Annotated in this window: 22 protein-coding genes and 1 pseudogene; 11 read left to right on the top strand and 12 right to left on the bottom strand. The window is 65.1% G+C overall.

Going from position 1 to position 25241, the window contains the following annotated elements:
- Nucleotides 1-69: 69 nt before the first annotated feature.
- Both HYU53_02090 and HYU53_02085 read left to right on the top strand, forming a co-directional pair.
- Entirely contained in the window at nt 70-504 is a 435-nt protein-coding gene (locus tag HYU53_02090) for a hypothetical protein (protein MBI2219981.1), read from the top strand.
- Nucleotides 505-520: 16 nt separating this feature from the next.
- Entirely contained in the window at nt 521-1906 is a 1386-nt protein-coding gene (locus HYU53_02085; GenBank protein ID MBI2219980.1) for a nucleotidyl transferase AbiEii/AbiGii toxin family protein, read from the top strand.
- A gap of 122 nt (nt 1907-2028) precedes the next feature.
- Here the strand turns inward: HYU53_02085 and HYU53_02080 are convergent, their stop codons facing one another.
- The 4 genes from HYU53_02080 to HYU53_02065 all read right to left on the bottom strand — a co-directional run bounded on the left by HYU53_02080 (nt 2029) and on the right by HYU53_02065 (nt 4653).
- Nucleotides 2029-2496, bottom strand: coding sequence for a tyrosine-type recombinase/integrase (locus tag HYU53_02080; GenBank protein MBI2219979.1), 468 nt, complete (start codon nt 2494-2496; stop codon nt 2029-2031).
- Nucleotides 2456-2671, bottom strand: a complete 216-nt coding sequence (locus HYU53_02075) for a hypothetical protein (GenBank protein MBI2219978.1) — start codon at nt 2669-2671, stop codon at nt 2456-2458. The genes HYU53_02080 and HYU53_02075 overlap by 41 nt, the downstream gene beginning before the upstream one ends.
- Before the next feature lie 763 nt (nt 2672-3434).
- Nucleotides 3435-3983, bottom strand: a complete 549-nt coding sequence (locus tag HYU53_02070; protein ID MBI2219977.1) for a hypothetical protein — start codon at nt 3981-3983, stop codon at nt 3435-3437.
- On the bottom strand, nt 3973-4653 hold the full coding sequence (locus tag HYU53_02065; GenBank protein ID MBI2219976.1) for a helix-turn-helix transcriptional regulator: 681 nt from the start codon (nt 4651-4653) through the stop codon (nt 3973-3975). The genes HYU53_02070 and HYU53_02065 overlap by 11 nt, the downstream gene beginning before the upstream one ends.
- A 67-nt stretch (nt 4654-4720) precedes the next feature.
- Between HYU53_02065 and HYU53_02060 the strand changes: the two genes are divergently transcribed.
- Nucleotides 4721-5671 carry a hypothetical protein gene (locus tag HYU53_02060; GenBank protein ID MBI2219975.1) on the top strand — a complete coding sequence of 317 codons (951 nt, stop codon included), beginning with the start codon at nt 4721-4723 and terminating at the stop codon, nt 5669-5671.
- Here HYU53_02060 and HYU53_02055 read toward each other — a convergent pair.
- The 4 genes from HYU53_02055 to HYU53_02040 form a co-directional block, all read right to left on the bottom strand.
- Nucleotides 5565-6668 carry a Gfo/Idh/MocA family oxidoreductase gene (locus HYU53_02055; protein ID MBI2219974.1) on the bottom strand — a complete coding sequence of 368 codons (1104 nt, stop codon included), beginning with the start codon at nt 6666-6668 and terminating at the stop codon, nt 5565-5567. The genes HYU53_02060 and HYU53_02055 overlap by 107 nt on opposite strands.
- A 58-nt stretch (nt 6669-6726) precedes the next feature.
- Complete coding sequence (locus HYU53_02050) at nt 6727-7041, bottom strand: FAD-binding oxidoreductase (protein MBI2219973.1); 315 nt, start codon at nt 7039-7041, stop codon at nt 6727-6729.
- A gap of 40 nt (nt 7042-7081) precedes the next feature.
- On the bottom strand, nt 7082-8524 hold the full coding sequence (locus tag HYU53_02045) for an FAD-dependent oxidoreductase (protein ID MBI2219972.1): 1443 nt from the start codon (nt 8522-8524) through the stop codon (nt 7082-7084).
- A 98-nt stretch (nt 8525-8622) separates the two neighbouring features.
- Nucleotides 8623-9285 (bottom strand): hypothetical protein, encoded by a 663-nt coding sequence (locus tag HYU53_02040; GenBank protein ID MBI2219971.1) that lies wholly within the window; start codon nt 9283-9285, stop codon nt 8623-8625.
- A 414-nt stretch (nt 9286-9699) separates the two neighbouring features.
- On the opposite strand from HYU53_02040, the gene HYU53_02035 reads away from it, so the two are divergent.
- The gene (locus tag HYU53_02035; GenBank protein MBI2219970.1) at nt 9700-11115 is read left to right on the top strand and encodes a Fic family protein; all 1416 of its coding nucleotides are present in this window, start codon (nt 9700-9702) and stop codon (nt 11113-11115) included.
- A gap of 38 nt (nt 11116-11153) precedes the next feature.
- On the opposite strand, the gene HYU53_02030 is transcribed toward HYU53_02035, so the two are convergent.
- On the bottom strand, nt 11154-12005 hold the full coding sequence (locus HYU53_02030) for an oxidoreductase (protein MBI2219969.1): 852 nt from the start codon (nt 12003-12005) through the stop codon (nt 11154-11156).
- A complete protein-coding gene (locus tag HYU53_02025; GenBank protein ID MBI2219968.1) occupies nt 12005-14962 on the bottom strand; it encodes a molybdopterin-dependent oxidoreductase in 2958 nt (985 codons plus the stop codon). The genes HYU53_02030 and HYU53_02025 overlap by 1 nt, the downstream gene beginning before the upstream one ends.
- 714 nt (nt 14963-15676) lie before the next feature.
- Between HYU53_02025 and HYU53_02020 the strand changes: the two genes are divergently transcribed.
- The gene (locus HYU53_02020) at nt 15677-16645 is read left to right on the top strand and encodes an alginate export family protein (GenBank protein ID MBI2219967.1); all 969 of its coding nucleotides are present in this window, start codon (nt 15677-15679) and stop codon (nt 16643-16645) included.
- On the opposite strand, the gene HYU53_02015 is transcribed toward HYU53_02020, so the two are convergent.
- Entirely contained in the window at nt 16614-17240 is a 627-nt protein-coding gene (locus HYU53_02015) for an amidohydrolase family protein (GenBank protein MBI2219966.1), read from the bottom strand. The genes HYU53_02020 and HYU53_02015 overlap by 32 nt on opposite strands.
- 377 nt (nt 17241-17617) lie before the next feature.
- Between HYU53_02015 and HYU53_02010 the strand changes: the two genes are divergently transcribed.
- The gene (locus HYU53_02010) at nt 17618-18463 is read left to right on the top strand and encodes a maleylpyruvate isomerase N-terminal domain-containing protein (protein ID MBI2219965.1); all 846 of its coding nucleotides are present in this window, start codon (nt 17618-17620) and stop codon (nt 18461-18463) included.
- A gap of 10 nt (nt 18464-18473) precedes the next feature.
- On the opposite strand, the pseudogene HYU53_02005 reads toward HYU53_02010, so the two are convergent.
- Nucleotides 18474-18623 (bottom strand): annotated as a pseudogene (locus HYU53_02005) (hypothetical protein).
- Between the two features lie 152 nt (nt 18624-18775).
- Between HYU53_02005 and HYU53_02000 the strand changes: the two are divergent.
- The 5 genes from HYU53_02000 (at nt 18776) to HYU53_01980 (ending at nt 25216) form a co-directional block, all read left to right on the top strand.
- On the top strand, nt 18776-19522 hold the full coding sequence (locus HYU53_02000) for a DUF4115 domain-containing protein (GenBank protein MBI2219964.1): 747 nt from the start codon (nt 18776-18778) through the stop codon (nt 19520-19522).
- Nucleotides 19523-19866: 344 nt separating this feature from the next.
- Nucleotides 19867-21990 (top strand): hypothetical protein, encoded by a 2124-nt coding sequence (locus tag HYU53_01995; GenBank protein MBI2219963.1) that lies wholly within the window; start codon nt 19867-19869, stop codon nt 21988-21990.
- The gene (locus tag HYU53_01990) at nt 21959-23308 is read left to right on the top strand and encodes a sigma-54-dependent Fis family transcriptional regulator (GenBank protein ID MBI2219962.1); all 1350 of its coding nucleotides are present in this window, start codon (nt 21959-21961) and stop codon (nt 23306-23308) included. Before HYU53_01995 ends, HYU53_01990 begins: the two co-directional genes overlap by 32 nt.
- A gap of 137 nt (nt 23309-23445) precedes the next feature.
- Complete coding sequence (locus HYU53_01985) at nt 23446-23868, top strand: response regulator (GenBank protein ID MBI2219961.1); 423 nt, start codon at nt 23446-23448, stop codon at nt 23866-23868.
- Between the two features lie 973 nt (nt 23869-24841).
- Nucleotides 24842-25216: a response regulator gene (locus HYU53_01980; protein ID MBI2219960.1), complete on the top strand. Its 375-nt coding sequence runs from the start codon at nt 24842-24844 to the stop codon at nt 25214-25216.
- The last annotated feature ends 25 nt before the right edge of the window (nt 25217-25241 follow it).

The raw sequence follows: 25241 nt of genomic DNA, 5'->3' as shown, positions 1-25241 counted from the left end.
TGACCACAACAACGAACATCACAGCACCTACGCGGTCACCAGCAATAACCTCGTTGATGACGATCGCGTATGAAAAGACAGCTCACGCTTAAACATCAGTTCGTCGAATACATCCCAGACGCCCCCGAGGACGGGACGATCTACGTCTCCATCCCGTTCGCCACGGCCATTCACAAGTGCTGCTGTGGATGCGGGAATCAGGTTGTGACGCCACTGTCTCCAACCGACTGGAAGCTGGTCTTTGACGGCGTCTCAGTGTCACTTGACCCGTCCATCGGGAACTGGAGTTTCCCCTGCCAGTCCCACTACTGGATCAAGCGGAACACCGTTACATGGGCGCCCAGATGGTCTTCCAAGGAAATCGAGCAAGGGCGAGCGAAAGATCGCCGCGTCAAGAGCGAGTACTTCGATGCAAGTGCCCGGAAAACACAAGACCAACCGTCTGGACTTGTGCGCGAGAGTATCTGGCAGAAGATAAAGCGGAAGCTTGCGGGTTCCAACTGAGGACCTGTTCTGGCAAATGATCACAAAAGACGAAATTCAGGCGAAGTCGCTTGAATTCGGGATCCACCAGGCGAACGTCCAGCGCGACTACGTGTTCGGATGGTTGCTGGTCGGCCTGTACACGGAATCGCCCCTCAAAGACGTTCTCGTCCTGAAGGGCGGGAACTGCTTTCGCAAGGCATATTTCCCGAACACGCGCTTCTCGCACGACCTCGATTTCTCAACCGAGTCCGCGGTTGACGAGGGGTTGTTGCGCTCGGAGTTCAACAAGGTTTGCGAGTTCGTGCAGGCGCAGAGCGGTGTGGTCTTCGACCTCGAACGCAACCGAGTTCAGCTTCAAAACGAAATCGACGAGAAGCGTCGCGTGTTCGACGTGCGCCTGTATTTCAAGGACTTCTACGGCAACGCCGACCACATCACGATCAGCCTCGCCATCGACATCACCGAGTTCGACCGTCTTTACCTTCCCGTACAAGAACGTCAGCTGATCCACCCGTACTCGGATTCAGGGATCTGCACGGTCGGTGTCAGGTGCGTCAAGCTGGAAGAAATGCTGGCAAGCAAGCTGAAGTGCTTGCTTCAAAGGCGTCACACTGCAGACCTGTATGACTTGGTGTACTCGATCTTCCTGAACCGCGACATCGAGGTGAATCGCGGCGAGGTGCTGTCCACATTCTTCGGCAAGACGATATACGAGCGCCATCCTGGCGTTGCGCGGCAGCTGTTGCTGGAGCTTCCGCTCGACCTTTTGCGGACGGCATGGAACAGATACATCGTCGCGCCAGTTGAGGGTGTGCTCGATTTCGACGAAACGCTCACAAATTTCAGACAGGTCATCAATGACATCTTCGGCGACCAAACGTTCGTTGGCCGAGATGCGCTGGCTTTCTTCCCATCGCATTTCCGCAACCCGATCCTCCAAGCGGGTTCGGAGATGAAGCTGCTCAGGGTGGCGTACGACGGCCACGTCCGGGTCGTCGAGCCGTATTCGCTCAGATACAAGCGGCGCAAGGACGGCCACGCGGAAGAATATCTGTACGTCTGGGACCGAACCGGCGGTCGGGCATCGGGTCCGGGCCTGAAGACGTTTCTGAACGGGAAGATTCAGTCCATCCAGGTGACGGACGAAACATTCGAGCCGCGATACCCCGTGGAGCTATCCAAGGCCGGTGAATACGGCCCCAACAGCTATTTCTCGAAGCCGTTCGGCGGCAGTTCCGGAACTCGACGGGTACGAATTGCACCCTTGCGGCACGGCTGGCGCTACACCGTCGAGTGCAGCTATTGCGGTCGGAAGTTCAAGCGGATGCGCCGGAGCACGCGGTTGAATCCGCACAAGGACGGCTACGGCAACGACTGCTACGGCAGAAACGGATACGTTGTCGACCAAGAGTATGTGTAGGCCCGTGAGCACGACGGGCCAGCAGAGCTCGATCTGAGGTATGAAAACGGGCGCATCCCTCATCGGAAATTCGCCCGAAAAACTGTACCAAAAACTGTAACCACCCTCCATGGAAAATGGGGTCAATTGGTGCGACTCACCGAAAGAGCAAAATCCGATCTAAACCGTTGACCGTACAAGACATTCTCAACCGGTACGACGCCATCCGAAAACTGTGCGCCGCACCTGTTAACCGGAGGGTTGTAGGTTCGAGTCCTACCTGAGGAGCCAAATTCCTTAACAAAATCTGGCACTTCGGTCTCGGCAGAAGTGCCCTCTGGGCCGCTTTGCCCTTTTCTTGACCTTTTCGTTTTGCCGTTGCCCTTTGGAGCGGGCGGAGGCGTCGGCGGAGGAGGATCGAGCAGGCTGACTTCCGCCGAGAGGAACGCCGGCGACAGGTGCGCGTAGCGCATCGTCATCTTCATCGACTGGTGGCCGAGCAGCTCGGCGACGGAGCGCAGCGAGGCACCGCGCATCATCAGCCAGGATGCAAACGTGTGCCGCAGGTCGTCAAGTGAAATCTTCGATCTCGGCGATCGCCAGCGTCGCATGGAAGCCGTTCTTGATGTCCTGCACGGGCTCGCCAGCGTTCGGGCCGGACTTGTGCGGGAAGACGTACTGACTCTCGGGCGTCTTCGCCTCGTCGAGCGCCTTGAGGGTCTTCAGCGCCGTCGCGTTGAGCGGCATCGATAGCGGGCGGCCACTCTTCGTCCGCGGAATCCGCATCACGCGATTCTCGAGATCGACTTGCTCCCATCGCAGGGAGCATTAACTCTCGGACGCGAGTCCGCAAGTCACCTTCGGCTAAGAGAGCATTGTCTTCGGTCAGTTTAGCGATCGCTTGAATGGCCCTTTCTCTATGCGCGAACCGTGAATCACCGCCGCAGTCAGAGAGATCAAGATCGCGAATGAACTGCTTGAAGTCTTCGCCGTCCAGCCCAGTCGCCGCTTTCACGGCAGCGATGTCATGTGCTTGTCCGCTCGGCGCCTGCGTATCTGAGATGAGTGACGAAAACACTTCTTGTGCTGAGAGACCGATCGATTGGTTGCTGACCAAACGTATTTGGATCGCTGCGTCAGTTCTCACCTGCTGGCGTGCGCCGCGATGGGCTTCGGCGAGCCGTCGCAGAACCGAGTTGTTTCTGCGTTCTGCAGAACTCGCAGTGAGTCTGGCAATTGACCACGCCTCGCTGGGAGTCCCTGAGTACTTCAGCTGAATGAGTTCGATGCGATGTGCTGATTCGAGCGTCTGCCCGCCAAAGTAGAGGGCACAATCCACTCCGTCCCAGTGCTGTTCGCCGTCAGATCCGGCTTCTGAAAGCACCCCTTCCACAGTCACGCCCTCCAACAACGTACCCGTGGTCAGAAGTGTGAGCACCTGCTCCAGCGCCCAGAGTTCGTGGAACTGATCTCCGGCATTTGAGCCGCGGGCGCCGCGATAATCCGCGATCGGCTCCGGCAACTTCAGGGCCTCCCGGCTCCGGCAACTTCAGGGCCTCCGTCGACGCTCTTCGACGATCTCGATCCAGAGCTGAAGAGTCAGATCCTCTCGTTCTGGCCTCCCGAGGTATGCGCGCATCTCGTCGGTATAGCGGTTCTTTAGGATTGACAGATCGAGAGGAACAGCGTCGGCCAAGTACGCAAAGTCATCGCGATCGCGTTGGAGATTACGTTCGAGTTTCGCGAGCGCCAGGTCGTATGGGTCAAGCGCGAACAGGCGGATATGCTGACAGGCGCCTGGGAATACTTCCGCTAGACGTTGCTCGTAGTTCTCGGGATACGTCGCTACGGTCACAACGTCGAGGTACACGCCGTGCTTCTTGTGTAGCTCCGAGTTCTTGCCGGCGAGCGCGACGAGAGTCGCCTGTGAATTGGACGGAAGAACGAGCAAGACGTCCAAATCTCCCGTTGGCCGTGGCAATCCGTAGCACGCGGTGACAACGAATCCACCAAGGCAGTGGAGTGCCACGTCGGATGGGGTCTTTTCGTCGAGGTCTGTGAGGAAGCCCCTCCACGGTTGTGGCAGTTCAAGAGGCATACGGCAGATGTTCCGGGACAAGATCGGTCAACATATTCCAGTGCTGCGCCTCTGGCGTGCGTTTGTCATGCAGCCATCGCCGCTCTGCAACAGTCATTGATTCGCGACCGAGCGTGTCTTCTTTCGCCAAGCGCGCGCGATCAAGTTGTTGCTCAAGTCGCGAGAGCTTGAGCGCCAGCGTGTGATCGCCGGTTCGTTCTGCGCATTGTCGCGTGAGCGTAAGTACGAATCCCAATCGATTCTGAACATCCTTCACTTTGGCTCGCTCAAACAACCAATTCCAGTTCAGGTTCGGATAGTGCAAAACCACCCAAGGGAGCGCTTCGGCAAGTCGCGCTTCCAAATTTGGTTGCTGCAAAGCCGTCAACAGCACTTGCGCGGGGTGCCAGCGCGCTCCGCGCCTTAGATAGGCGAATCCTGGATAGCCGAGCGCTCCCAACGCTTCGGCGATTTGCTGCGCACTGACGCGTGGTCTGGGAGCTTCGACATGTAGCTCAGTCGCCGGCACATCAAAATGCCGCTGGAGCTTTGACAGAAGTCGTTTCGTAAACGGTCGACGTCCTTGCTCAAGCAAGGACAGGTACGGTTGCGACACCCCTAGCTTTTCGGCCGTCTCGCGTTGCGTCCAGCCCTTCTGCCGTCTGACCGCTTTCAACCAGGACGTTGCCATCAGCTTGAATCTCCATTACCATAATATTACAAGTAATGTAATATCTCAAGCGAAGACAGGGAAAGCAATGGACAGACCTGACGAAGGCGTTGCGGCTGCGAGGGCTGAATTGCTCAGCAATTTGTCGGCTCTGCGGCAGGCGGTCTTGGCAACTGCCACTCTCGCGACTGTGCTGGATAGCGGGTGGTTTGATGCTGTCGAAGCTGAAATCAACAGAACATCGCCCCCGCGTCCCTCGACGACGGATCCGAGCGGATTTCTTTACGACTTCTGCCATCCGTTGCGGGGGGTTGACTGGTTCGAGAAGGCACAACAGCTAGCGTTCGATGGTCGGCGAAGCGAGATCGGCGACGACTCGAAGTTCGCACTGGCGTTTGCTGGGCTTGATCCGCTCCGCACAATAGTTCCGTCGCTCGACGCCCGGCTGCAGGCTTTTTCCTCATTGACGTTCAAGCCAGAAACCGTGCGCGTGAAGCTCGCCGAGCTCAGAGCCGCGCGTCAGAACACGTCGTTCAAGAATCACCTCTTCGAACTGAGCGTAATGGGAGATCTTGCTCTCAAAAAGGCGCTGACTGATATTGAGGACCCAGCCACTGCGGTAGATGGTGTCATCAACGTTGACGGTCGGGACATTCTGGTTGAAGCGACGAAGGTGTTTACCCGGAATCGCAATCTGCCGACTCGCGAGGATCGGCGCGTTCGCTGCGATTTCACGGATCGCGTCGTGCAAGCGCTGAGCCGCTGCAGGCTGCGCAAGCGGTGGGCCGGCGCTTTTCCGCGGAGACGCCTCTCGGAACGCAGCCGCGATCGTTTGCCGGCCCTTACGCGATCATATTCCGCCCGTAATGGAACACCGCTGCTCGATTACGTTCCGGACACTTCGCTGATCAAGGTCGCTCGACACCAACGACTCAGTCACGACTCGCACTCTGCACCTTTATCAATTCGGGCATCTTCACGCCAGGCCGCGAGATTCGCTGTCGCGATGTCGGCCGGACGCTCTTCTGAAACGGTCTGATGCGGACCGGCCGCTGCTTCCGCGCCGATTCGTACAACGCCTCGACCAGCCGCACGTCCTGCAATCCTTCCTCACCGGACGGCTCGGGCTGGGTGTCGTTCAGGATGCAATCAGAAAAGTACAGGAGCTCCGGCGCGAACTGGTCACGTTTCCCCACGTGCTTTGTTCGTTTCTTGCCGCCGATCGTCACGGTGTATTTCAAGCCCTCGGCATACTCATAGGCCGGATCGGCATGGAGGTGTCCTTTCGTGCCCACGATGCGGTACGCGGCCACATCTGCGGCGTTGAAGCTGGTGATGAAAGTCGCCACCCGGTCGTCACCAAACCGCAGCGTGGCGGCCGTCGTTTCATCGATTTCGGCGAGACTCCTCAGCCCACTGTTGATCGACACAGCAGAGACGCAGGTCGGTTCTGCTCGGAACAGGTTCCGCGCGGCGTTGATGCAGTACACGCCAATGTCGTACAGCGTCCCGCCTCCATACCGGCGTTTCGTGCGAATGTCGCCGCGCCGCACCGTCAGGGAGAACGAGGACGTAAAGAACTTCAAGTCGCCCAGGTCGCCACGACGCGCCAGGTCCATGGCCGAGAGATTGACGGTCTCGAAGTGCAGCCGGTACGCGATCATGAGCTTGACGCGTGCCTGTCGGCAGGCGGCGATCATGTGCCGGCACTCCCGCACGGTGACGGCCATCGGCTTCTCGCACAAGACGTGCACGCCCGCCTTGGCCGCTCGCACCGTGTATTCGGCGTGCATCGAGTTCGGCAGTGCGATGTACACCGCGTCGACCTCGTTCAGGCAGTCCTCGAATTGGTCGTATGAGAAGGCGTGCTCGAGCCGGTAGCGCTTGGCGAGTTCCCGCCGTTTCGTTCGATCGTTGCTCACGACGGCGACGAGCTTGGAGTTGCGTCGAGCATGCGCAAACGCCGGAAGGACAGCAACCTGGGCAATGTGGCCGAGTCCGACCACCGCGTAGCGTACGGGCTTAGCTGGTGACATCACAATCTCCTTCGCCACATTCAGAGACGCTCCGTGAGCGAGCGTCAAGGGTCTCTGTTCATTGCCGCATTCGGCCGAACTCGAAGAGCGCATGGTCGTCAGAGGTCGCCCCCTGCCATCGCTCGACGAGCAGCCGCGCCGCCAGGGCGCCGAACGTCATGCCATTTCCTCCATAGCCCAACGCGAACCAGTGGCGGGGATAGCGCCGATGTGGCCCGATATACGGCAGGCTGTCTGGGGTCATCGCGAACAGCCCCTCCCACGCCACCGGCGTCTCTACGTGCGCCAAGACTGGGATCGACTTCTCGAAATGCGCGCGCAACTCACTGGTCGCCTCCGCGAAGACCGCCGCACGCCTCTGACGCGGTCGCACCAGTCGATCGGAGCCTCCCCGCCATCGGTCGTACCATCCGTCACTCCACCTTGGGCAGCGGCGCTTCGGCGGGCCCGGAGATCACGTCTCCGGTTGGCTTGAACCGCGATCCATGGCAGGGGCAATCCCATGTCCGCTCGGCGGTGTTCCACGCCACGACGCATCCCATATGGGTGCAGGTCGCGGAGCGGAGCGTGACCGCTCCCGACGGGTCGCGATACGCGGCAACCTTTGCACCGTCGCGTTCGATGATACGACCCTGCCCTCGTTTCACGGCCCAAAGCGATCGAGCGTCGGTCCCTGCAGAGCGGTCGCGAATCACGTAGTACGGGTAGTCGACGTTCTCCTTGAGGTAGTCCCAGGCGCCGCGCGTGAGCGCCTTCCGGCCTGGGTCGAACAGCTCACTCCACGGGTTCGTTCGTCCGAGGATGGCATCGGACATCATCATGCCCGCCAACGTGCCGAACGTCAGGCCGTTGCCGGCATATCCGGTGGCTGCGTATTGATGGTCAGTGATTTGCCCGATGTAGGGCAGCCCATCGGGCGTCTCGATGACCTGGCCGGACCAGCGATGCGTCACGTCCACCTGAGGAATGAGCGCAATGAGACGCGTTTCGAGGCGCTCGTAGCACGCGACGGTGTCGTCCTGCTGGCCGGTTTTGTGGTCCTCGCCGCCGAGGATGACGACGTCAAAGTCCCGGTGCGGCTCGACGCGCAGGTAGTAGTACGGATCGCTCGTGTCCCACCACAGCGCGTCAGGCACCTGGCCCTTCGGTACGCGGCCGGCAACGACGTAGCTGGTGTACAGCGCCAGCTTCGTCTGAAAGAGGGTTGCGCCCGCCAGACCGGCCAAGCCGACCACCGGATTGTGCGTCGCGATGACAAGGTCCTCACACCGAACCGTCTGGCCACTCACCTTCACCGCTCGCGGGTCGTCACAGAACTCGTCGGCTGCCGAGTGCTCGAAAATGCGGCCACCGCGGGCGATAAAGGCCTTCGCGACGCCGGCCAAATAGCTCCGTGGGTGAATGCGCGCCTGATCGGCGAAGCGGACGCCCGGTTGATTGGCCAGTGGTACGGTCTCGATGTACTCGGCGTCGAATCCCATCTCGCGGGCCAGCGTGGTGTCTTCCCGCAGACGCGCCGACTCTTCAAGGGTGCCCTCCTTCAGCGGCGCGTGCAGGTATCCATCGACCCACTCGAAGCCAGCGTCAATCGCATGCTCGCGAATGATCTCGTCGATCGTCGCGATCGCCGCCAAACCCGCGTCCCAGACGGCTTGCGCGTGATCGCGCCCGAGCCGATTTACAAGCTCGGTCAGGCGCGCGTCGGTTACCATCGTGAGGTGCGCGCTCGTGTGGCCGGTGTCGGTCATCGCGCAGCGGTCGCGCTCGAGCACCACGACGCGCTTGCCGCCCTTTGCCAACAGGCAGGCCGCGGTCAGGCCTGTCACGCCCCCGCCCACGACGACGACGTCAGTCACGACATCCTGGGTGAGCTTCGCGAACTGCGGGAACGTGGCCGACGTGGCCCAGTAGGGTGTCGTGCTGGTGCTCTTCGTGGGCATCGTGATTCGTCCTCTCAGCGTCCCGTTTCCGAGTGCGGCGCGTGCACGGGTTTCGACTCCGGGGACCAGCGTTGTCGCAGGTAGACCGCGAGCCACACCATCGACGCGATCGCCAGGAACTCGCTCTGCCAGTTTTGAAACGATTCGAACCAGAACCGGGATGATGCGATGTAATCGACGAATGTGGGCTGCGGTTGCGCATGCAGGACTTCGTCGGCGGCATATTCCGCGAATCCGCCCACCGCATGACCGACCCATGACCCGATGAACAGCCCAATGAAGGCGAGCCCGAGCGAATGCTCGTAGAGTCGCAGGATCCAGCCACCGCGTCGGACCGGCCACGGTGCCTCGGGATCGTCGGCGAAGTCGCGGGGGTCGGTATCGACGAGTTCCTTGACGCCCGGTCGTCTCGATTCCGGCGAGCCTTTCTGAATCAGAAAGGTGGTCAGGAGTACGAAGACAGCCATCTGCAGGAACTCGCTCTCCCAGTTCTCGAATAGCGCCTCCCACGGATGGCCGGTGCCGAGGTAGGTCGTCAGCGTGACGCGGGGCTTTCCATGTTCCTGCTGCTCCGCGTTGTACTCCGCATGCCCGGTCGCGACCTGTCCGACGACGAACAGCGCGAACATCGACATCAACAGCAGCGTCAGCCCACGATCGCGAATCCACGTCTTCACGTCTTGCGAACTCATGCGGTGCGGCTCGCTCAGTTCGAACAGAGCTTCCGCGCTCATAGGCACTGTCGAGAGGAGCATTTTGCGTACCAGTCGGGCATCACACCTGCTTGTAGGCCATTGAACAGAGACTGCTTGGAGAATGCGGCTGCAAATTTCTTCAAGAGTCCGCCTGGCAAGACGAGCCAAAGAACGAGCTCGGCTTTTCGTGCGACGAGCGCACTCGTGCAGCGGCCCTGAAGGCCCAATTGCTGCTTGCGCGCAGGGCAGTTCGTTGCGCGTAGGCCTGTCGTTGTTGCGCGTATACGGCCATTTGACCATAGGCGCAACAATAATTGCTCGTACACTTGATTATTGCGCATACAAGTGGTTTAATTGCGCGTATGAGCTGTCCGCGCAACTTCGAGGCCTTTGACCGTGCCTAGACCGATCCCCGCTGACGAGCTGGATGAGATCGAGAACGCCGTGCGCGCCCACCCAGGGATCACTTCGGCCGAGATCGGGGATGTCCTCAGTGAACAAGTGCCGCGGCGCACGCTGCAGTTCCGGTTGAAGCGTCTCGTGGATGGCGGCCGCGTTCTTCGCGAGGGCGAAGGGCGCTGGGCGCGTTACAGTGCGCCCGGCGCCGCGCGTGCCCCGGCGCAGCCAGAAGCCGCGGCAGATGAAGCCGCGGTACCCCTGTCCCCTGAGAGCCAGGAGATCAGGGTGTATCTACGCCAGCCGCTCGTCGCGCGCAAGCCGGTCGGCTACAACCGGGAATTCCTGAATACCTACCGCCCGGGAGAAACGTTCTACCTTCCGGAGCGCGCGCGCGCGCGCCTAGCCGAGATAGGGGCGAGACCGGTGAGCGGGCAGGAGCCGGCGGGAACGTACGCGCGGCAAATCCTGAACCGACTTCTGATCGACCTGTCATGGAATTCGAGTCGTCTCGAGGGGAACACGTACTCACTGCTCGACACGAAGCGGCTGATTGAGTTCGGCCAGGAGGCGGAAGGTCGAGACCGGCTCGAAGCCCAGATGATTCTCAATCACAAGGATGCAGTGGAGTTTCTCGTCGGCAACGCGGCGGAGATCGGCTTCAACCGGTACACGATTTTGAACCTGCATGCCATCCTTGCGAACAACCTCTTGGCCGACGAGAGGGCTGCCGGACGACTGCGTCACATCGGGGTTGGCATCGACGGATCGGTCTACCACCCGCCTGAGACCCCGCAGCTTGTCGAGGAGTGCTTTGACCAGCTGCTCGCGACCGCTGCGGCGATTACAGATCCATTCGAGCAGTCCTTCTTCGTGATGGTGCAGCTGCCGTACCTGCAGCCGTTTGATGATGTGAACAAGCGCGTGTCCCGAATGGCGGCGAACATTCCGTTCATCAGAGCCAATCTCTCGCCCCTTTCATTCACGGATCTGCCGCGCGGCCTGTACGCGCACGCCGCTCTCGGAGTCTACGAGCTCAACCGGATCGAACTTCTCCGGGATGTGTTCATCTGGTCGTATGAGCGTTCTGCCGAGCGCTATGCCGCCGTGCGGCAGTCACTCGGCGAGCCCGATCCCTTCCGGCTGCATCATCGAGACGCGCTCCGCGCTGTGGTCGCGGAGGTTGTGCGGGGCCGCATGGACCGAAAGACGGCTGCTGCCCACATCGCGTCATGGGCGACGGCGCATCTCGAAGAGAGCGACCGGGCGGCGTTTCGCGAGGTCGCCGAGACCGAGTTGTTGGGTCTCCACGAGGGCAACTTCGCGCGCTATCCGATCAGGCCAGCGGAGTTCACGGCATGGCAGGAGATCTGGGCCCGCGCGGCACGTGACGCGTTGCAGGCGTCTGAGCGGTGATCATGGTGTTGGTGGTGACGGTGACGGTGGTGCTGCTGCTAGCCCGCGGCCAGTGTGAGCACGCCGAGATAGCGGCTCTCGTCGGCAAGGTCGAACTGCGTCGAGAACCGTCCCGACGGGCCGGCGGCTTTCAGGTGATAGCGGCTGCTGTTCGGCTCGAGCCCGTCGATCATGAACTCACCGAAGGCATCCGTCGTCGCCCGCCCGGCCTCACGGCCATCCTTCTCGAGAACGACTTCGACGCCGGCGGCGCAATCCTCGACGCCGTCCATCCGCTGGACGACGGTCCCGCCGACGAAGCACTTCGTGATCACGTGGAGGTTCCTGTAGTAGACGCGCGGCTTCGTCGCCAGCCTGGGCTCGAGGACCTCGAGGTGCTCCTCGGCCTGGATCCGCTGCATCTCCTCGTCCTCGACCTTGATCGTGCGGTAGACGTTCATCGGGCAGGCCTGCTCGGCCCGCGTCCGGGTCCAGCCCTCGTCCAGTAGATGCGCGTCGAACGTCCACGCCTGCGGGATCTGCTTCTCCTCGTTCCAGGCGACCGCGCCGTAGGGGCAGGCGTTCACGATCTGCTTCTGGCCCTTCGACTTCTCGGGATCGATGATCACGATGCCGTCCGGGCGCTTGCGCACGGCGCCGTCACGTGCCGCCTTGATGCAGGGTGCATGGTCGCAGTGGTTGCACATCACCGGCATGAAGCGCGCCTGGACGAACGGGTAGGTGCCGCGCTCCTTGCGCCGGATGTCGAGCCAGTGATGTCCCTGGACGGGCTGTGCGGCCGAGTAGCCGGCGAAATCGTTGCCCACGTACTCGTCCTTGACCGCAAGGAAGCAGAGTCGGCAGTTGTCGCAGCGCGCCACGTCGACGATCAGGTTCCACATCTTGGCCATCACGCGGTCTCCGTCGGCTGCCAGGTGTCGACGCCGGCCCACTTCTCAACCTGGATCAGCACGCAGTTGGGCTTGATCCCATGCCCCTTCTTCGTGATCGACTCCTTGGGATTCAGCATGTTCACGCAGCCACCGAGGTCTGTGGACCTGCCGGGTTCTCCCACCGGGTCGTACTTGGCCGATCCCGAATAGGCGCTGACGGTGCCCGGCCGGAGCCGTTCCGTGACCTGGGCCGCACAGACGATCGAGGCGCGGTGGTTCCACAGCCGGATCAGATCGTCGTCCTTGATCCCTCTCGCCTCGGCATCCTCCCTGCTCATCCGGGCCACGAGGTAGTAGCGTCCGTTGTTGAACACGCGATGTTCCCGGATGTCGTTGAGCGTGCTGCCCTCGGCGTCGCCCATGACGTGGTACGGGTAGCGGGTGTGCGCCGTCTGCAGCTTCAGCGGAAAGTCGGCGAGATCCGGGTTGCGCTTCGGATCTTCGTAGGTCGGCATGTACCGGTTGAGCGGCGGGCGGTCCGGATCGTCGATGCTCTCGAGCGACTGGGCCACGAACTCGTACTTACCCGAACGCGTCTGCAGGCCCTCGAGGTATCCGCCCACGTAGTCCGACGGCAGCGGATAGGGTTCGGGCGTGTCCTTCTTCCGGCCTTCGTAGTACCAGCGGTTCGCGACCGGCGCACGCGCCGGTTCCGGATCGGCGGGCACGACGAAGTAGCCTTTCTTGAGAAACTGCCGCCAGGAGATGTGCCCGGCCAGGTCGGAGGACTCGAACACGCGCTTGCACCAGTCCAGCTCTGAGGTGCCGCCTTCCGAGTACACGGCTCCGAGGCCCAGTCTCTCCGAGACGGCGAGGAAGATGTTGTAGTCGGACTTCGACTCGCCCAGCGGCTCGATGCACTTGTGCTGCAGCGAGATCACGCGGTGGTTGTTCATCGAGTACATGTGGTGCACGTACCCGGCGCCAACGTTGTACCACTCGCCGATGTCCCACTTCTCGAAGACCGTGCACGCGGGCAGGATGATGTCCGAGAACGGTGTCTCCCCCTCCTTCCAGACCGACTGGTTGACGATGAACTTCAGGCTTTCGTGCTGGTACGCGCGGGCCCAGCGGTTGCCGGCCACCATCGTGCCGAACAACTGGCTGCCGTACTTGTAGAGCATCTGCACGGGCACGTGGCCCGGCGAGGGGTAAAAGACCGGGAAGAACTGCCCCTGCACCGACGAGACGTCGTTGATGTACGCCATGGCCTTCCCCTGCGTGATCGCCTCGGGGAACCAGATCCTGGGGACGGCCTGCCGCACCGTGTTCATCGTCACGATGTGCGGCATGCGCTGGTAGTTGTTGGCCGAATTGGCGCTGAAGGCCAGGTCGCCGGAGAAGCTGCCCTCGCCGTAGCCCGGGAAATAGAAGTTGAAGTCGACCGGCGCGCCGAACTGCAGGTTGCCGAAGTTGCAGCCCGGGCGGCCCCAACCCTGCATCGCGGCGAGGATGGTCATCATCCGGGCCCACTGCATGCCCGTCGGGCCGCGGCCGGCGCCGCCGACGCCGGAACCCCAGCTTCCCGCGCCGAGGTAGGTCTTCTTGGTTCCCCACTCGCGCGCCAGTGCGCGGACGTCGCGCGCCGGCACACCGGTCTCGGCCTCCTGCCACTCGGGCGACTTCGGCACGCCGTCGCTCTCACCCAGAACGTAGGCCTTCCATTCGTCGAACCCCGTGGTCCTGTTCGCGACGAACTCCTTGTCGTAGAGCCCCTCGGCGATCCAGACGTGGCAGATCGCCTGCGCAAGCGCGGGGTCGGTCCCCGGCCTGGGCGCGATCCACTTGCCGCCCAGGTGCGCCGCGGTGTGGTTCAGGTAAGGATCGATGTGGACCATCTTGATGCCGAGTTCTTTGGCCCACTCGCGCCGCTGCGCCCCCTCGAACCCGTAGGTCGTGTCCGGGTCGCTGGACCAGAACACGATCATCTCCGCCTCCTTGAGGCAGTCCTCCACGGTGCCGTAGAACTCGGGGCACCCGAGGCGCAAACTGTTGCCCCAGTGGTGCATCGCGCCCCAGAACCAGCCTTCCCAACTGTCGGGGCTGTGCACGAGCTTGGTGACGCCGATCAGGTTCCAGAAGCGGTTGAAGGCGCTCAGGTAGTGTCCGAGGTTGCCCCACTGGTGGTGCGAGCCGTGGTCGACCGCGATGGCGCCCGGACCTGCGGCCTTGGCGCGCTTGATCTCGCTGGCGACGATGTCCAGCGCTTCGTCCCAGGTGATGCGCTCGAACGCGGACTTGCCCCGGTTCTGGGGGTTGCGCGCGCCGTTCGGGTCGAAGTCGACCCGCTTCATCGGATAGAGCAGGCGGCCGCTCGAGTACACCATCGACTTCTGGCACATACCGTGCGCGGCCAGCGTCGTCCGCCGCGACGGGGTGAACGTCCTGCCGCGCGCGGTGATGGACCAGGACGGCGCGTCCTTGTCGTCGAAGTCGATCGGCGTGGTGCGGATGATCCTGCCGTCCTTGACGTAGACGAAGATCGGGCCGCCGTTGGTGCCGCTCGTGTAGCGCACGACGCCGTTGCCCATACGGGTCCCGGCCTTCCAGGTGACCGACTCCAACCGGGTCAGGATGCCCAGGAACCAGGTCGCGAGGTCATCAGGGCCGATCAGGCGGACCTTGTAGTTTTTCGCGGCGTCGATGCGCTCCAGCAAGTCGACCGGCGGCGTGAGGAAGCTCTCCGCGATCGCCTTGTTCTTGAACTCGATGGTGATGTCGGGATGCTCGTGGATGCCGCGTCCTGAGCTGATCCTGCCGTTATCGAGCCCGATCCAGCGACCCTCTGGCCTGTCCCGCAGTCTGAACTGCGCGACGAGATTCCTCTCCTTCAAGCGGGAGGCGTACTCGGGGTACACGCGCGCAGCCACTCGCATCGCCTGCGGAATGCCCCACAGCAGGATCGAGAGTTTCATGTCTCACCCTCCAGGAACGAACGCCGGGCGCCGTTCACGTGGCAAAGCCGACAAATTATCATATTATCATACAAATAAGATAATAGCGGTCATCGCGTGCGCGTGATCGCGGAATCGCGTGGTTCGAGGACATCCTCGTGCTGCCACATCCGAGTACTTCAGCGTCATCGTTGCCCAGGAGCTGCGAGCTGGCATTCAACGTCCGCGGGGTCGAAAGGCGCTGGAAAAGAACGTTCTGAGGGTCTTCGAGGCGAGCAAATCGGACTACTATCCCATCGGCCGGCGCCTGGCACCGATCCGGCGATCTCCTCGCGGAGATGGCCCGGAGAGAGGGCTTGGAAATCGCCCGTGTTTCGAAAGCATTCGCCAACGATGTTCTCCTGGCTTTGTCATGTCGCGAGGCGGGATGCGTGCTCGTCACTGACAATCGGCGCGATTTCGAGCGCATACATCAGTTCGTACCGTTCGAATTCACTGAGCCTTGGTCGGGAGGGCAGCTCAGACGCGGCGGGCGTCATCAGTGAGCGTCGAAATTCCCGGCAACTCTTCCGGTTCGGTCTGGACTGCGCGAAGCCGCCCAGCTCTCACCGCTCCCGCCTCCCGCGCCACCCACGTCCGCTGCGAGGGTTATGCGGCAACCGCGACCAGACGACCCGCACTGGCATCGCTGTGGGGACCGCTCGGGTGCGCGTGCCGGGCGTATTAGTCGGACTGTTGGTCCTCGTGGCCGGCGTGAACGCACAGGTCGCGGTTCGGGGCGCCGACGACAGCCGTGCGGGGTCGTTCGTCTCGACGGGCGGCCAGGTTCGGCAGCAATACGAACGGTTCGCGAACGAGGAGTGGGGCGCCGAGGTGCCAGACGCCGATGGCTACTGGCTCGAGCGCTACATGTTTCAGCTCGACGCGCGGCTCTCGCGGCGAGTGCGGTTGTACGGAGAGCTGAAGAGCGGCATCGAGATCGGGCGGGCCGGCGGGCACGCCGTTCGCTGGCTCGATCAAGGCCGGACCAAGGGGGCGGATCTCTACTACCTCGGGTATCGGCGGAAGGAGGCGACGTTCGATCAGGGTCAAGGCCGGGAACTCCGGCACTCGTGGGGCGCCCGCTTCTGGAAGGCGTCGGGTGCCCTTGACTACAACGTGGAAGCCGTCGTCCAGACGGGACACTTCGCAAACACCGACATCCGTGCCTGGACGATCGCGTCAGACACCGGTTACCCGATTGGAGCGGCAGGACGACCGAGGTTCGGCCTGCGCGCCGACATCACGAGCGGTGATCGCGATCGCAACGACGATCGGCTCGGGACGTTCAATCCGCTGTTTCCCAAAGGCGCGTACTTCGGGCTGATTGCCTCCGCGGGGCCATCGAACCACATGGACCTGGACCCCCAAGTAACCGTGAATCCCCGCGACGGACTCGTGATGACGGCGAGCTGGCTGTTCTTCTGGCGGCGGCAGGTCGACGACGGCATCTATGGGATACCGGGGAATCTCGTTCGTTCCGGACAGGGCACACGTTCGCGACTTGTCGGGCCCTCACCAGGGGTCGAGGTCGAGTGGCAAGTGACCGAGCACCTGTCCATGACTGGCAACGCGTCGCTCTTCACCGCCGGGCCGTTCATCCAGGAATCCGGGCCTGCCCGCACCATCGGCTTCACCGCCGTCTGGGCAACGTACCGCTTCTGATCGCGAGAGCGGTGCCTCGCTGCGCAGCCTGAACCCCCCCAAAGTGAGCCACCGGAGACCACGCCGGCAGCACGGCTGGCAGACGGGGCGGCGCAAGCCGGTCGAACGGCGCGGCGGCATAGACGACATCACCGCCGAGCACGGTGAGCGCTGATTCGATGTTCTTGATCTGCTCCTCGGGAACGGCGAGATAGTCAGCGGTGAGCACCGCAAAATCCGCGAGTTGGCCGGGCGCGATACGACCCTTGATCTGTTCGTCTCCGCTGAACCATGCGCTGCCGACCGTGAACAGTCGCAGGGCCTCTTCGCCGGAGAAGTCGCGGCTGGCCGATTCCGACAGGATCTGTACTACCGGTTGCGCGTGATCGAGATCCGTATTTCTCCGCTCCGCGAGCGCCGGGACGACGTGCTGCCGCTTGCGCGCCAATTCCTGGCTGACACGGCTGCCCGCTTGAATCTGCCCGTGACCGGGTTTAGGCCTCGTGCGGCGGACCAGCTGCTTCAGTGGGGCTGGCCCGGCAACGTGCGAGAGCTGCAGAACGTAGTGGAACGAGCCATGGTGCTGGCCCGCGGTAACCGCGTGGACGTGGACGATCTGCCCGAGGAAGTGCGCCTCGCGATGCCGGCGATCGGTTCACCCGGCCGGCAGCGACGGCTGGCCGACGTCGAACGTGATTACATCCTGAACGTGCTCGATTCGGTGGACGGCAATCGCACGAAGGCTGCGACGGTCCTTGGCATCGGGCCCGCAACGCTGTTCAGAAAGCTGAAAGAATACGGCCATGGTCAGTGAACGCCGGGGTGCCGCCTGCCGAGCGATGGCGCGCACGAGTCCGTCTCAAACCGTCCTGGACAGTCGAACAGCCCGCGACTCGACGAGCGACGCGAACTTTGTCAAGGGCGCCTGAGACGCGGCTCCCGCCTCGAACACGGCGATCGCCGTGGAGCCTTCGCCGGTAACATAGGCCTCCGATGGCTCTTTCGCCCCTGCCGCCGACCGATACCCGCGCCTTCTTTCGACCGGTCTCTTCGGCGCTTGTCACGCTGCTGCGCACTCTGCCGGCGGCGGACTGGGAGCGGCCGACGATCGCGGGCAGCTGGGCGGTCAGGGACGTCGTCGCGCATCTGATCGACCTGACGTTCCGCCGGCTGTCGTTCCATCGCGATCGGATGACGCCGCCGCCTCCGCCGCATCCGATCGCCTCCGAGCGCGATTTCGTGCGCTTCATCAACGCGCTGAACGCCGCATGGGTGGACGCCGCGAAGCGACTCAGCCCCGAGGTGCTCACCGATCTCTTCGAGATGGCAAGCGCCGGCCTGGCCGAATGGTTCGAGCGGCTGCCGCTCGACGCCCCCGCGCTGTTCGGCGTCTCCTGGGCCGGCGAACAGACGTCAGAGGGCTGGTTCGACGTCGGCCGGGAGTTCACCGAGTTGTGGCATCACCAGGAGCAGATCCGCATGGCCGTCGGCGCGCCATCGCTCGGCGACGCGAGATACCTGCGCGCGGTCATCGCGATCGCCGTTCGCGGCCTGCCGCACGCGTTCCGGGACGCGGAGGCGGGAACCGGAGCGGCGCTCGTCCTGGACGTGAGCGGACCGGCAGGGGGGACGTGGTCGCTTCTGCGCGAGCCGGAGCGATGGACGATTCACGCGGGCGAGGCGTCGGCCGCGGCCACGCGGGTCCGGCTCTCCGACGAGACAGCGTGGAAGCTGCTGTTCAACGCGCTTCCGGAGCGCGATGCCGCCGGCGCCGTTCAGATCGAGGGGCGGGCGGAGCTTGCGCGGCCGCTCCTCAAAGCCCGCTCGGTCATCGTCTAGTGGCCACCGCTCACCTCGCCACCATCCGTCCCGTCCGCAGGTAGTTCAGGTGCCACGCGTGCGCCTCGGCGAGCAGGCCGCGCAGGTCCGCCAGCCCCTGCTCGGTCACGAGCACCTGCACGCCGTGCTCGGTGTGATCGACGTGCGACACCGTCGGGACCCACGCGCCGGATCGGAACACGCCGTTCACGCCGCCAGACGAGGCGAGCCACGTCTTGACGTTGTGAAGCCGCTTCTGCCGACGTTGTCGCCGGATCGAATCCGGCGCGGCTCAGGTTGACGGATCCATTCCCGCGGGCGTCAACTAACGGCGTGAACGATCGCGCTGCGCACCCGGTGCCGGCCTTCGACGAGCAGCGCGCGCTCGCCGACCTCGAGAAGCTTCATCGCGAGATCCAGCGGGCGCGCGTGCAACGCGACCGCGCTGAGGCGGAGTTCGACAAGTTCGTGCGCGGGTTCCGCGAGCAGGAAGTCGAGGCCGAGGTCGGGACGAAGGGCGAGCGGTCGGTGCGGGCTCCCGGGCCTGTCCACGCGACCGCGCACGAGGATTCATCTCCCGCTGCGGCGCCGGCCACGCGTCGCGCCGCGCGCGTCGCCGTTGCACTGCTGATCGTGGTGGCCGCGCTCGCCGCCGTGCTCGCGGTGCGCGCGTGGCGCACGCGTCCCGACCTCGCATCGCAACCCGCGCAACCCTCTGACACACCGGCGGCCGCCGGCATCCGTCCGCAGCCATCGGCGCCTCCGCCCGTGCCGCCTGTCGAGCCGCGCACACCCGCCGCTCCAGCGCCGCCGGCAGGCGTGAACCTCGAGCTGTTGACGCGGCGCGCCGTGTGGATGAGGGTCACGATCGACGGCCGAAGGGCGTTCGAGCGCGAGGTCCCGGCCGGGGAGCGGATCCCGCTGCGCGCCCAGCGTGCGGTCGCCATCCGCGCCGGCGATGCGGGGGCCGTGGCGGTGACGATTGACGGCCGCGACGCCGGCGTGCTCGGACGCGACGGCGCCATCGTGACGCGCGTGTTCACCATGACGCCTGATCCGGACGGCGCCGGCAGGCGCTGACGCAACTGCAATCGCTGTCCAGATTCAGGACTTGGAATGCTCGCGCGACGCTGACGGAGTTTCGGCAGTGATGTCTGCCGCACCGTTCGCGAGCGCACGACGCGTGTCTCCGTCCCCTTGCGGCCGTGGCATTTCGCGCGCGTTGCCGGAATTCCGTTCCCTCCATTCTCCGGCGCCAAGCCCATCCGGTCCACTCATTGCTTGTGCAGAATCCAGACTTCGTTCGTGACCGATTACGCTTTTCTACTCACGTAGAAAGTTCACCATCCGGTCGCGCCCGCAGCTCGCTGACGTCGCCCGGCTCCACGCCACGTCAGGCCCTGTGACTTGGAGGGGAGTCGCGGATGCTTACGTCCCGGTTCATGTCCGGTGTCATTGCGTGCGTGCTGGTGTCGGCGGTCGCCGTCGGCTGGCGTCTCCACACGTACAACAAGTCGCGCGCGATCGAGGATTTCCAGGAACACCAGCTCCACACGGCCGACGTGGTGGCGGCCACGCTGCGCGCCGAGCTGACGGGCGCCGCCCGGACGCTGCGCGCGCTGTCGGGCGCCATCGCGCGCCAGCCCGACGTGGCGTCGGTCCGCGCGATGCTGGACGAGCAGGTCCGCTGCACGGAACCGCCGTGCTTTGTGGGGATCGCGTTCTACGGCGCGGACGGCCGCCTGGCTTACGCCGCCGGCCGGTCGCCGGGCCTGTCTTCCCCCGAGATTGACGCGCAGGCGCGGTGGGCCGGCGATCCGGCGAACGCCGGCCGGATGCAAACGGCGGTGTCCTCTGCCGTCACGCCCTCGCTGGTCTTCGCCACGCCGGTCCGCGAGCCGGCGGCCGGCCCGCACGGCGGCCCGGGCGGTGTCCTTGCGGCGGAGTCGGAGCTGGATTCGTTGCTGTCCGGGTCCGGGGCCACGCTCGACGATCCGTCCGTCGCCGGGCTGATCCTGGACGGCCGCGGCAATGTCGTCTTTCGAACGGCGCACCCGGAGATGCGCCTCCGCAACATCAAGCGGCGCACGCCGCTGTGCCGCACGTGTCACCAGTCGTTCGACCACGTCGAGCGCATGTTCGAGATGCCGCGCGGGGCGATCCGGTACTCGCTGCGCGGCGCACAGCACCTCGGCGCCGTGGCGCCGTTCGACTTCGAGGGGGAGCGCTGGGTCGCCGCGCTGATGGCGCCCGCCGACAGCGTGGTGCGCGTGCTCGGCGCCGAGTTCCGGCAGCTTGCCGCCCTGATGGCCGCGACGCTGCTCGCCCTTGGCCTGGTCATGCAGGTGACGTGGGCGCAGCGGCGGCGCCGGATCCAGGCGGAGGCGGAAGCCGCGCGCCGCGAGCATCTCGAACGCAGCCACGCGGAGCTGACGGCGCTCAACGCGCGGCTCGAAAGTGCGGCCGTCGAATGGCGCACCACGGTGGACACGATCGACGCCGCGCTGATGGTCCTCGATCCGTTCGGGAAGATCGCGCGCATGAACCGCGTCGCCTCCGACACACTGCCCGGCGAGCCGTTCTCGTGGCTGGGGCTGCCGAGCGAGGAGCTCGCGTTCTACCCGCCGTGGGACTCGGCGCTGGCGCTGGCGCGCGAGGCGGTCGAAACGCAGGAGGCTTCCGCGGCGCGCGTACACCACGCCGAGACCGGCCGCACGTGGGATCTCTGGTGCCGGTCGCCGCACGGGAGCGGGTCGGTCGTCGTCGTGGCGCGCGACACCACGTCGCTCGTCGAACTGCAGCGGTCGCTGCGCCGCTCGGAGACGATGGCGGCGCTGGGCTCGGTGGTCGTCGGCGTGGCGCACGAGGTGCGGAACCCGCTGTTCGCCATGTCGTCGCTGGTTGACGCGTGGTCCGTGCAGACCAACCGCGATCCCTCGCAGTTCCTCGACGCGCTGAGGCACGAGGTGGGGCGCGTCAACACGCTGATGACCGAACTGCTCGAGTACGGGCGGCCGACGAAGGTCGTGCTGCAGCCCTCGCCGCTGGCGACGGTCATCCAGGAGGCGGTGCGCGCCTGCTCGCCCGAAGCGGAGCAGCACGGCGTGCGGGTTGCCGCCGGGCCGGCTCCGGATCTCCAGGTGTGGATGGATTCCCGGCGGCTGGTCCGCGTCTTCATCAACCTCATTCAGAACGCCATTCAGCATTCGCCGGCCGGAGCGGCGGTCAGCGTGGCGGTCGCGCTGCGTCCCCCCGCCCGCCCGAGGCTGGTCGACATCACGGTGCGCGATCGGGGGCGTGGGTTCGCGGCCGAGGATCTGCCCCGCGTGTTCGCGCCGTTCTTCAGCCGCCGGGCGGGAGGCTTCGGCCTCGGGCTCGCGATCAGCGAGCGGATCGTCGCGGAGCACCGCGGCACCGCCGCCGCGGCGAACCATCCGGAGGGTGGCGCGATCGTGACCGTCTCGCTGCCGCTCACGCCGCCCGAACGCCAGGTCCGTGTCGCTCAAGGAGTCACCCGTGTTGAAGAGCCGTATCCTGCTGGTCGATGACGATGCGAGCGTGCGCCTGGGCGTGCGCTCGTACCTGGAGGCCACCGGCTACGAGGTCGAGGAGGCGGACACGTGCGCAGCCGCGCGCGCGCGCCTGGACGTGGACGTTCCCGACGTCGTGCTGCTCGACTACGCGCTCCCCGATGGCAACGCCGTTGACCTCCTCAAGCGGCTGAAAGCGGATGCCGTCGACGTGCCGGTCCTGGTGCTGACGGGACACGGGTCGATCGAGCTTGCCGTCACCGCCATCAAGGAAGGAGCCGAGCAGTTTCTGACCAAGCCGGTGGAGCTGGGATCGCTCGTGGTGCTGATCGAGCGCCTCATCGAGCACCAGCAGAACTCCCGGCGCCTGTACGCCACGCGCTCGCGCGGGGTCGAGACGCCGGTGGACGTGTTGTTCGCGTGCCGCAGTGCCGCGATGCGGGCGCTGGCGCGCGACGCGCGGTCGGTCGCGTCGAGCGAGGTCCCGGTGCTCATCGAAGGGGAGACGGGCACCGGCAAGGGGGTGCTGGCCCGGTGGATCCACCAGTCGAGCAGCCGCTCGCGCGAGTCGCTCGTGGAGCTGAACTGCGCGGGGCTGCCCCGCGAGCTGCTCGAGTCTGAACTGTTCGGGCACGAGCGGGGCGCCTTCACCGGGGCGACCGGCATGAAGCCCGGGCTGCTCGAGGCGGCGCACCGGGGAACGATGTTCCTCGACGAGATCGGCGACATGGACATGTCGCTGCAGCCGAAGCTGCTGAAGGTGGTCGAGGAGAAGCGCTTCCGGAGGCTCGGCGACGTCGCCGAGCGACGCGTCGATCTCCGGTTCATCGCGGCGACCAACCACGATCTGTCGCGGCTCGTTGCTGGAGGACGTTTCCGCGAGGATCTCTACTACCGGATTAACACGGTGGTGCTGCGGCTGCCGCCGCTCCGCGACCGCGTCGAGGACGTGCCGGCCATCGCCGAGCACCTGCTCGCGCTGCTGGCGCGCGACATCCGGCGTCCCGTGCCGCAGCTCGGCCCCGATGCGGAGCAGGCGCTCGTCGCCCACACGTGGCCGGGCAACGTCCGCGAGCTGCGCAACGTGCTCGAGCGCGCCGTGCTCCTGGCCTCGTCGCCGGTGCTGCGCCGCGCGGACCTGCGGTTGTTCTGCCCGCCGGCCAAGGGGATGCCGGCGACCAACGCGAGCACGCTGAAAGAACTGGAGTGGCAGCACATCAAGCGCGTGCTGGAAGAAGAGCAGGGCAACGTGCCGCGCACGGCGCGCCGGCTCGGGATTCCGCGCAGCACGATGTACCAGAAGCTGAAGTCGTCCAGAATCTGGACTGAAGTGTGAACGCCAGACTCCGGCGCGGCGCCGCGCATCCCGGCAAAGCGCCCCCGGAACGCGGCAACTGACCGCGCGCGCGGCACTTGCGGTTCGCGCGCCCTGACAACTGCCGGGGGCATGATGGTTGCCCCGGCAGGGCCGTCATGGGAACCGCCTCGGACGCCCTCCACCCTGTCGTCCAACGCAGCCGCCTTCTCATCGTCGACGACGAGCTCGGGACGGTGCTCGCGCTCCGGTCGTTCTTCACGCTCGCCGATTACGACGTCGATTGCGCGCTGCGGTCCGAAGAGGGATTGCAGCTGCTCGACCTCCATCAGTACGACGCCGTCATCACCGATCTCCATCTGTCGCCGGGGCGCATCGGCGAGGGGCTGCGCATCGCGGAGCACGCGCGCCTGCGGAGCCCGGTCGCGTGCGTCGTGATGCTGACGGCGTACGGGTCTGAGGCGACGCAGGAGGAGGCGGTCCGGCGCGGCGTGGACATCTACCAGACGAAGCCGGTGGAGCTGCCGCGGCTCATGCGGCACATCGAACGGGTGGTGAACGGGCATGCGCGGCGCGGCTGAATCCCTGCGCGACGGCATCTCGGCCGCGTACGCGCGCGAGTTCGACCGCGCCCGCACGCTGCTCGAGCACGCCGCGGAGATGGCGCCGGACAGCCCCGCCGTCTGGTTCTGGCTGGCGATCGCGTCGCCGGAGGCGGCGACCGCCGTGACGTGCCTGCGGAAGGTCCTCGAGGTGGATCCCGCGCACGGGCCCGCGCGCGAAGCGTTCGGCAAGCTGCTCGTCGCGCAGGCGCTTGCAGCCGCGGAGCAGGATCGGGCGGGCGCGCGCGCGCTGCTCGCGCAGGCCGTGGAGCTGGCGCCGCAACTCGAGACCGCGTGGGCGGCCCTGGCGCACTTCAGTGACGACCCCGCGCAGCGGCTGGACGCGCTCCGCCACGCGGCCGCGGTGGCGCCGCACCGCCAGGAATTCCGCACCAGACTGCACGAGGCGGTGCTGCACCAGGCGGTGTTGTGCGCCAAGACCGCGAAGATCGCCGAGGCGCGCGCGCTGTTCCGCGAGGCGGCGACGATCAACCCGGAGGACCCGCGCGTCTGGCAGGCGCTCGCGCGGCTGGCGGAGCGTCCCGCCGACGCGGTGAGCGCGTGCCGCGAGCTGCTGCGGGTGGCCCCCGCGCATCCCGGCGGCGGCGCCGCGCTGAAGAAGGCGCTCGTCGCCGACGCCACCGCGCTTGGCGCCGCGGGGCAGCAGGGCGAGGCGCACGAGCGCTGGCGCGAAGCGCTGTCGCTCGACGAGCGCGACCCGGACGCCTGGCTCGGCATCGCGTCCACGTCGGCCGACGAGGCCGAGATCCGCAACGCGGTCGAGACCGCGTGCCGCATCGACCCCGCGCACAAGCGCGCCGCCGCGTGGCTCGCGCGGCTCCAGGCGCGTGCGACGGCAGCGCCGGCGCCGGCGCCCGCCGCACCCGCGTCCGCTGCGCGCCGAAAGGGGCCGGCCGCGCGTGCCACCGCCGCGGCGGAGCGGCGCACCGTCATGGTCGTCGACGACAGCGCGACGATCCGCAAGATTCTCGGCATGACGCTCGAGCGCGCGGGCTACGCCGTCGTGGCGGAGCCGGACGGCGAGCGCGCCGTCGAGCGGCTCGCGCAGTTCGTGCCCGACCTGATCCTGCTCGACATCACGATGCCGAAACTCGACGGCTACGAGGTCTGCAAGCGGATCAGGAAGGACCCGCGCACGGCGCACGTGCCCGTCGTGATGCTCTCGGGCAAGGACGGGTTCTTCGACAAGGTCAAGGGACGCATGGTGGGCGCGACCGAGTACCTGACCAAGCCGTTCCAGGCGCCCGCCGTGCTCGCGGTGATCGCGACGCACTGCCCGGGCGGCCCGGAGGTGGCGCATGGCTAGACCGCGCGAATGCTCAAGGAGAGGC

It is taken from the genome of Acidobacteriota bacterium (assembly GCA_016184105.1).
GTDB lineage: Bacteria > Acidobacteriota > Vicinamibacteria > Vicinamibacterales > 2-12-FULL-66-21 > JACPDI01.
Note: the sequence above shows the minus strand (reverse complement) of the source record. Positions and strands in the feature narration are given on the sequence as shown.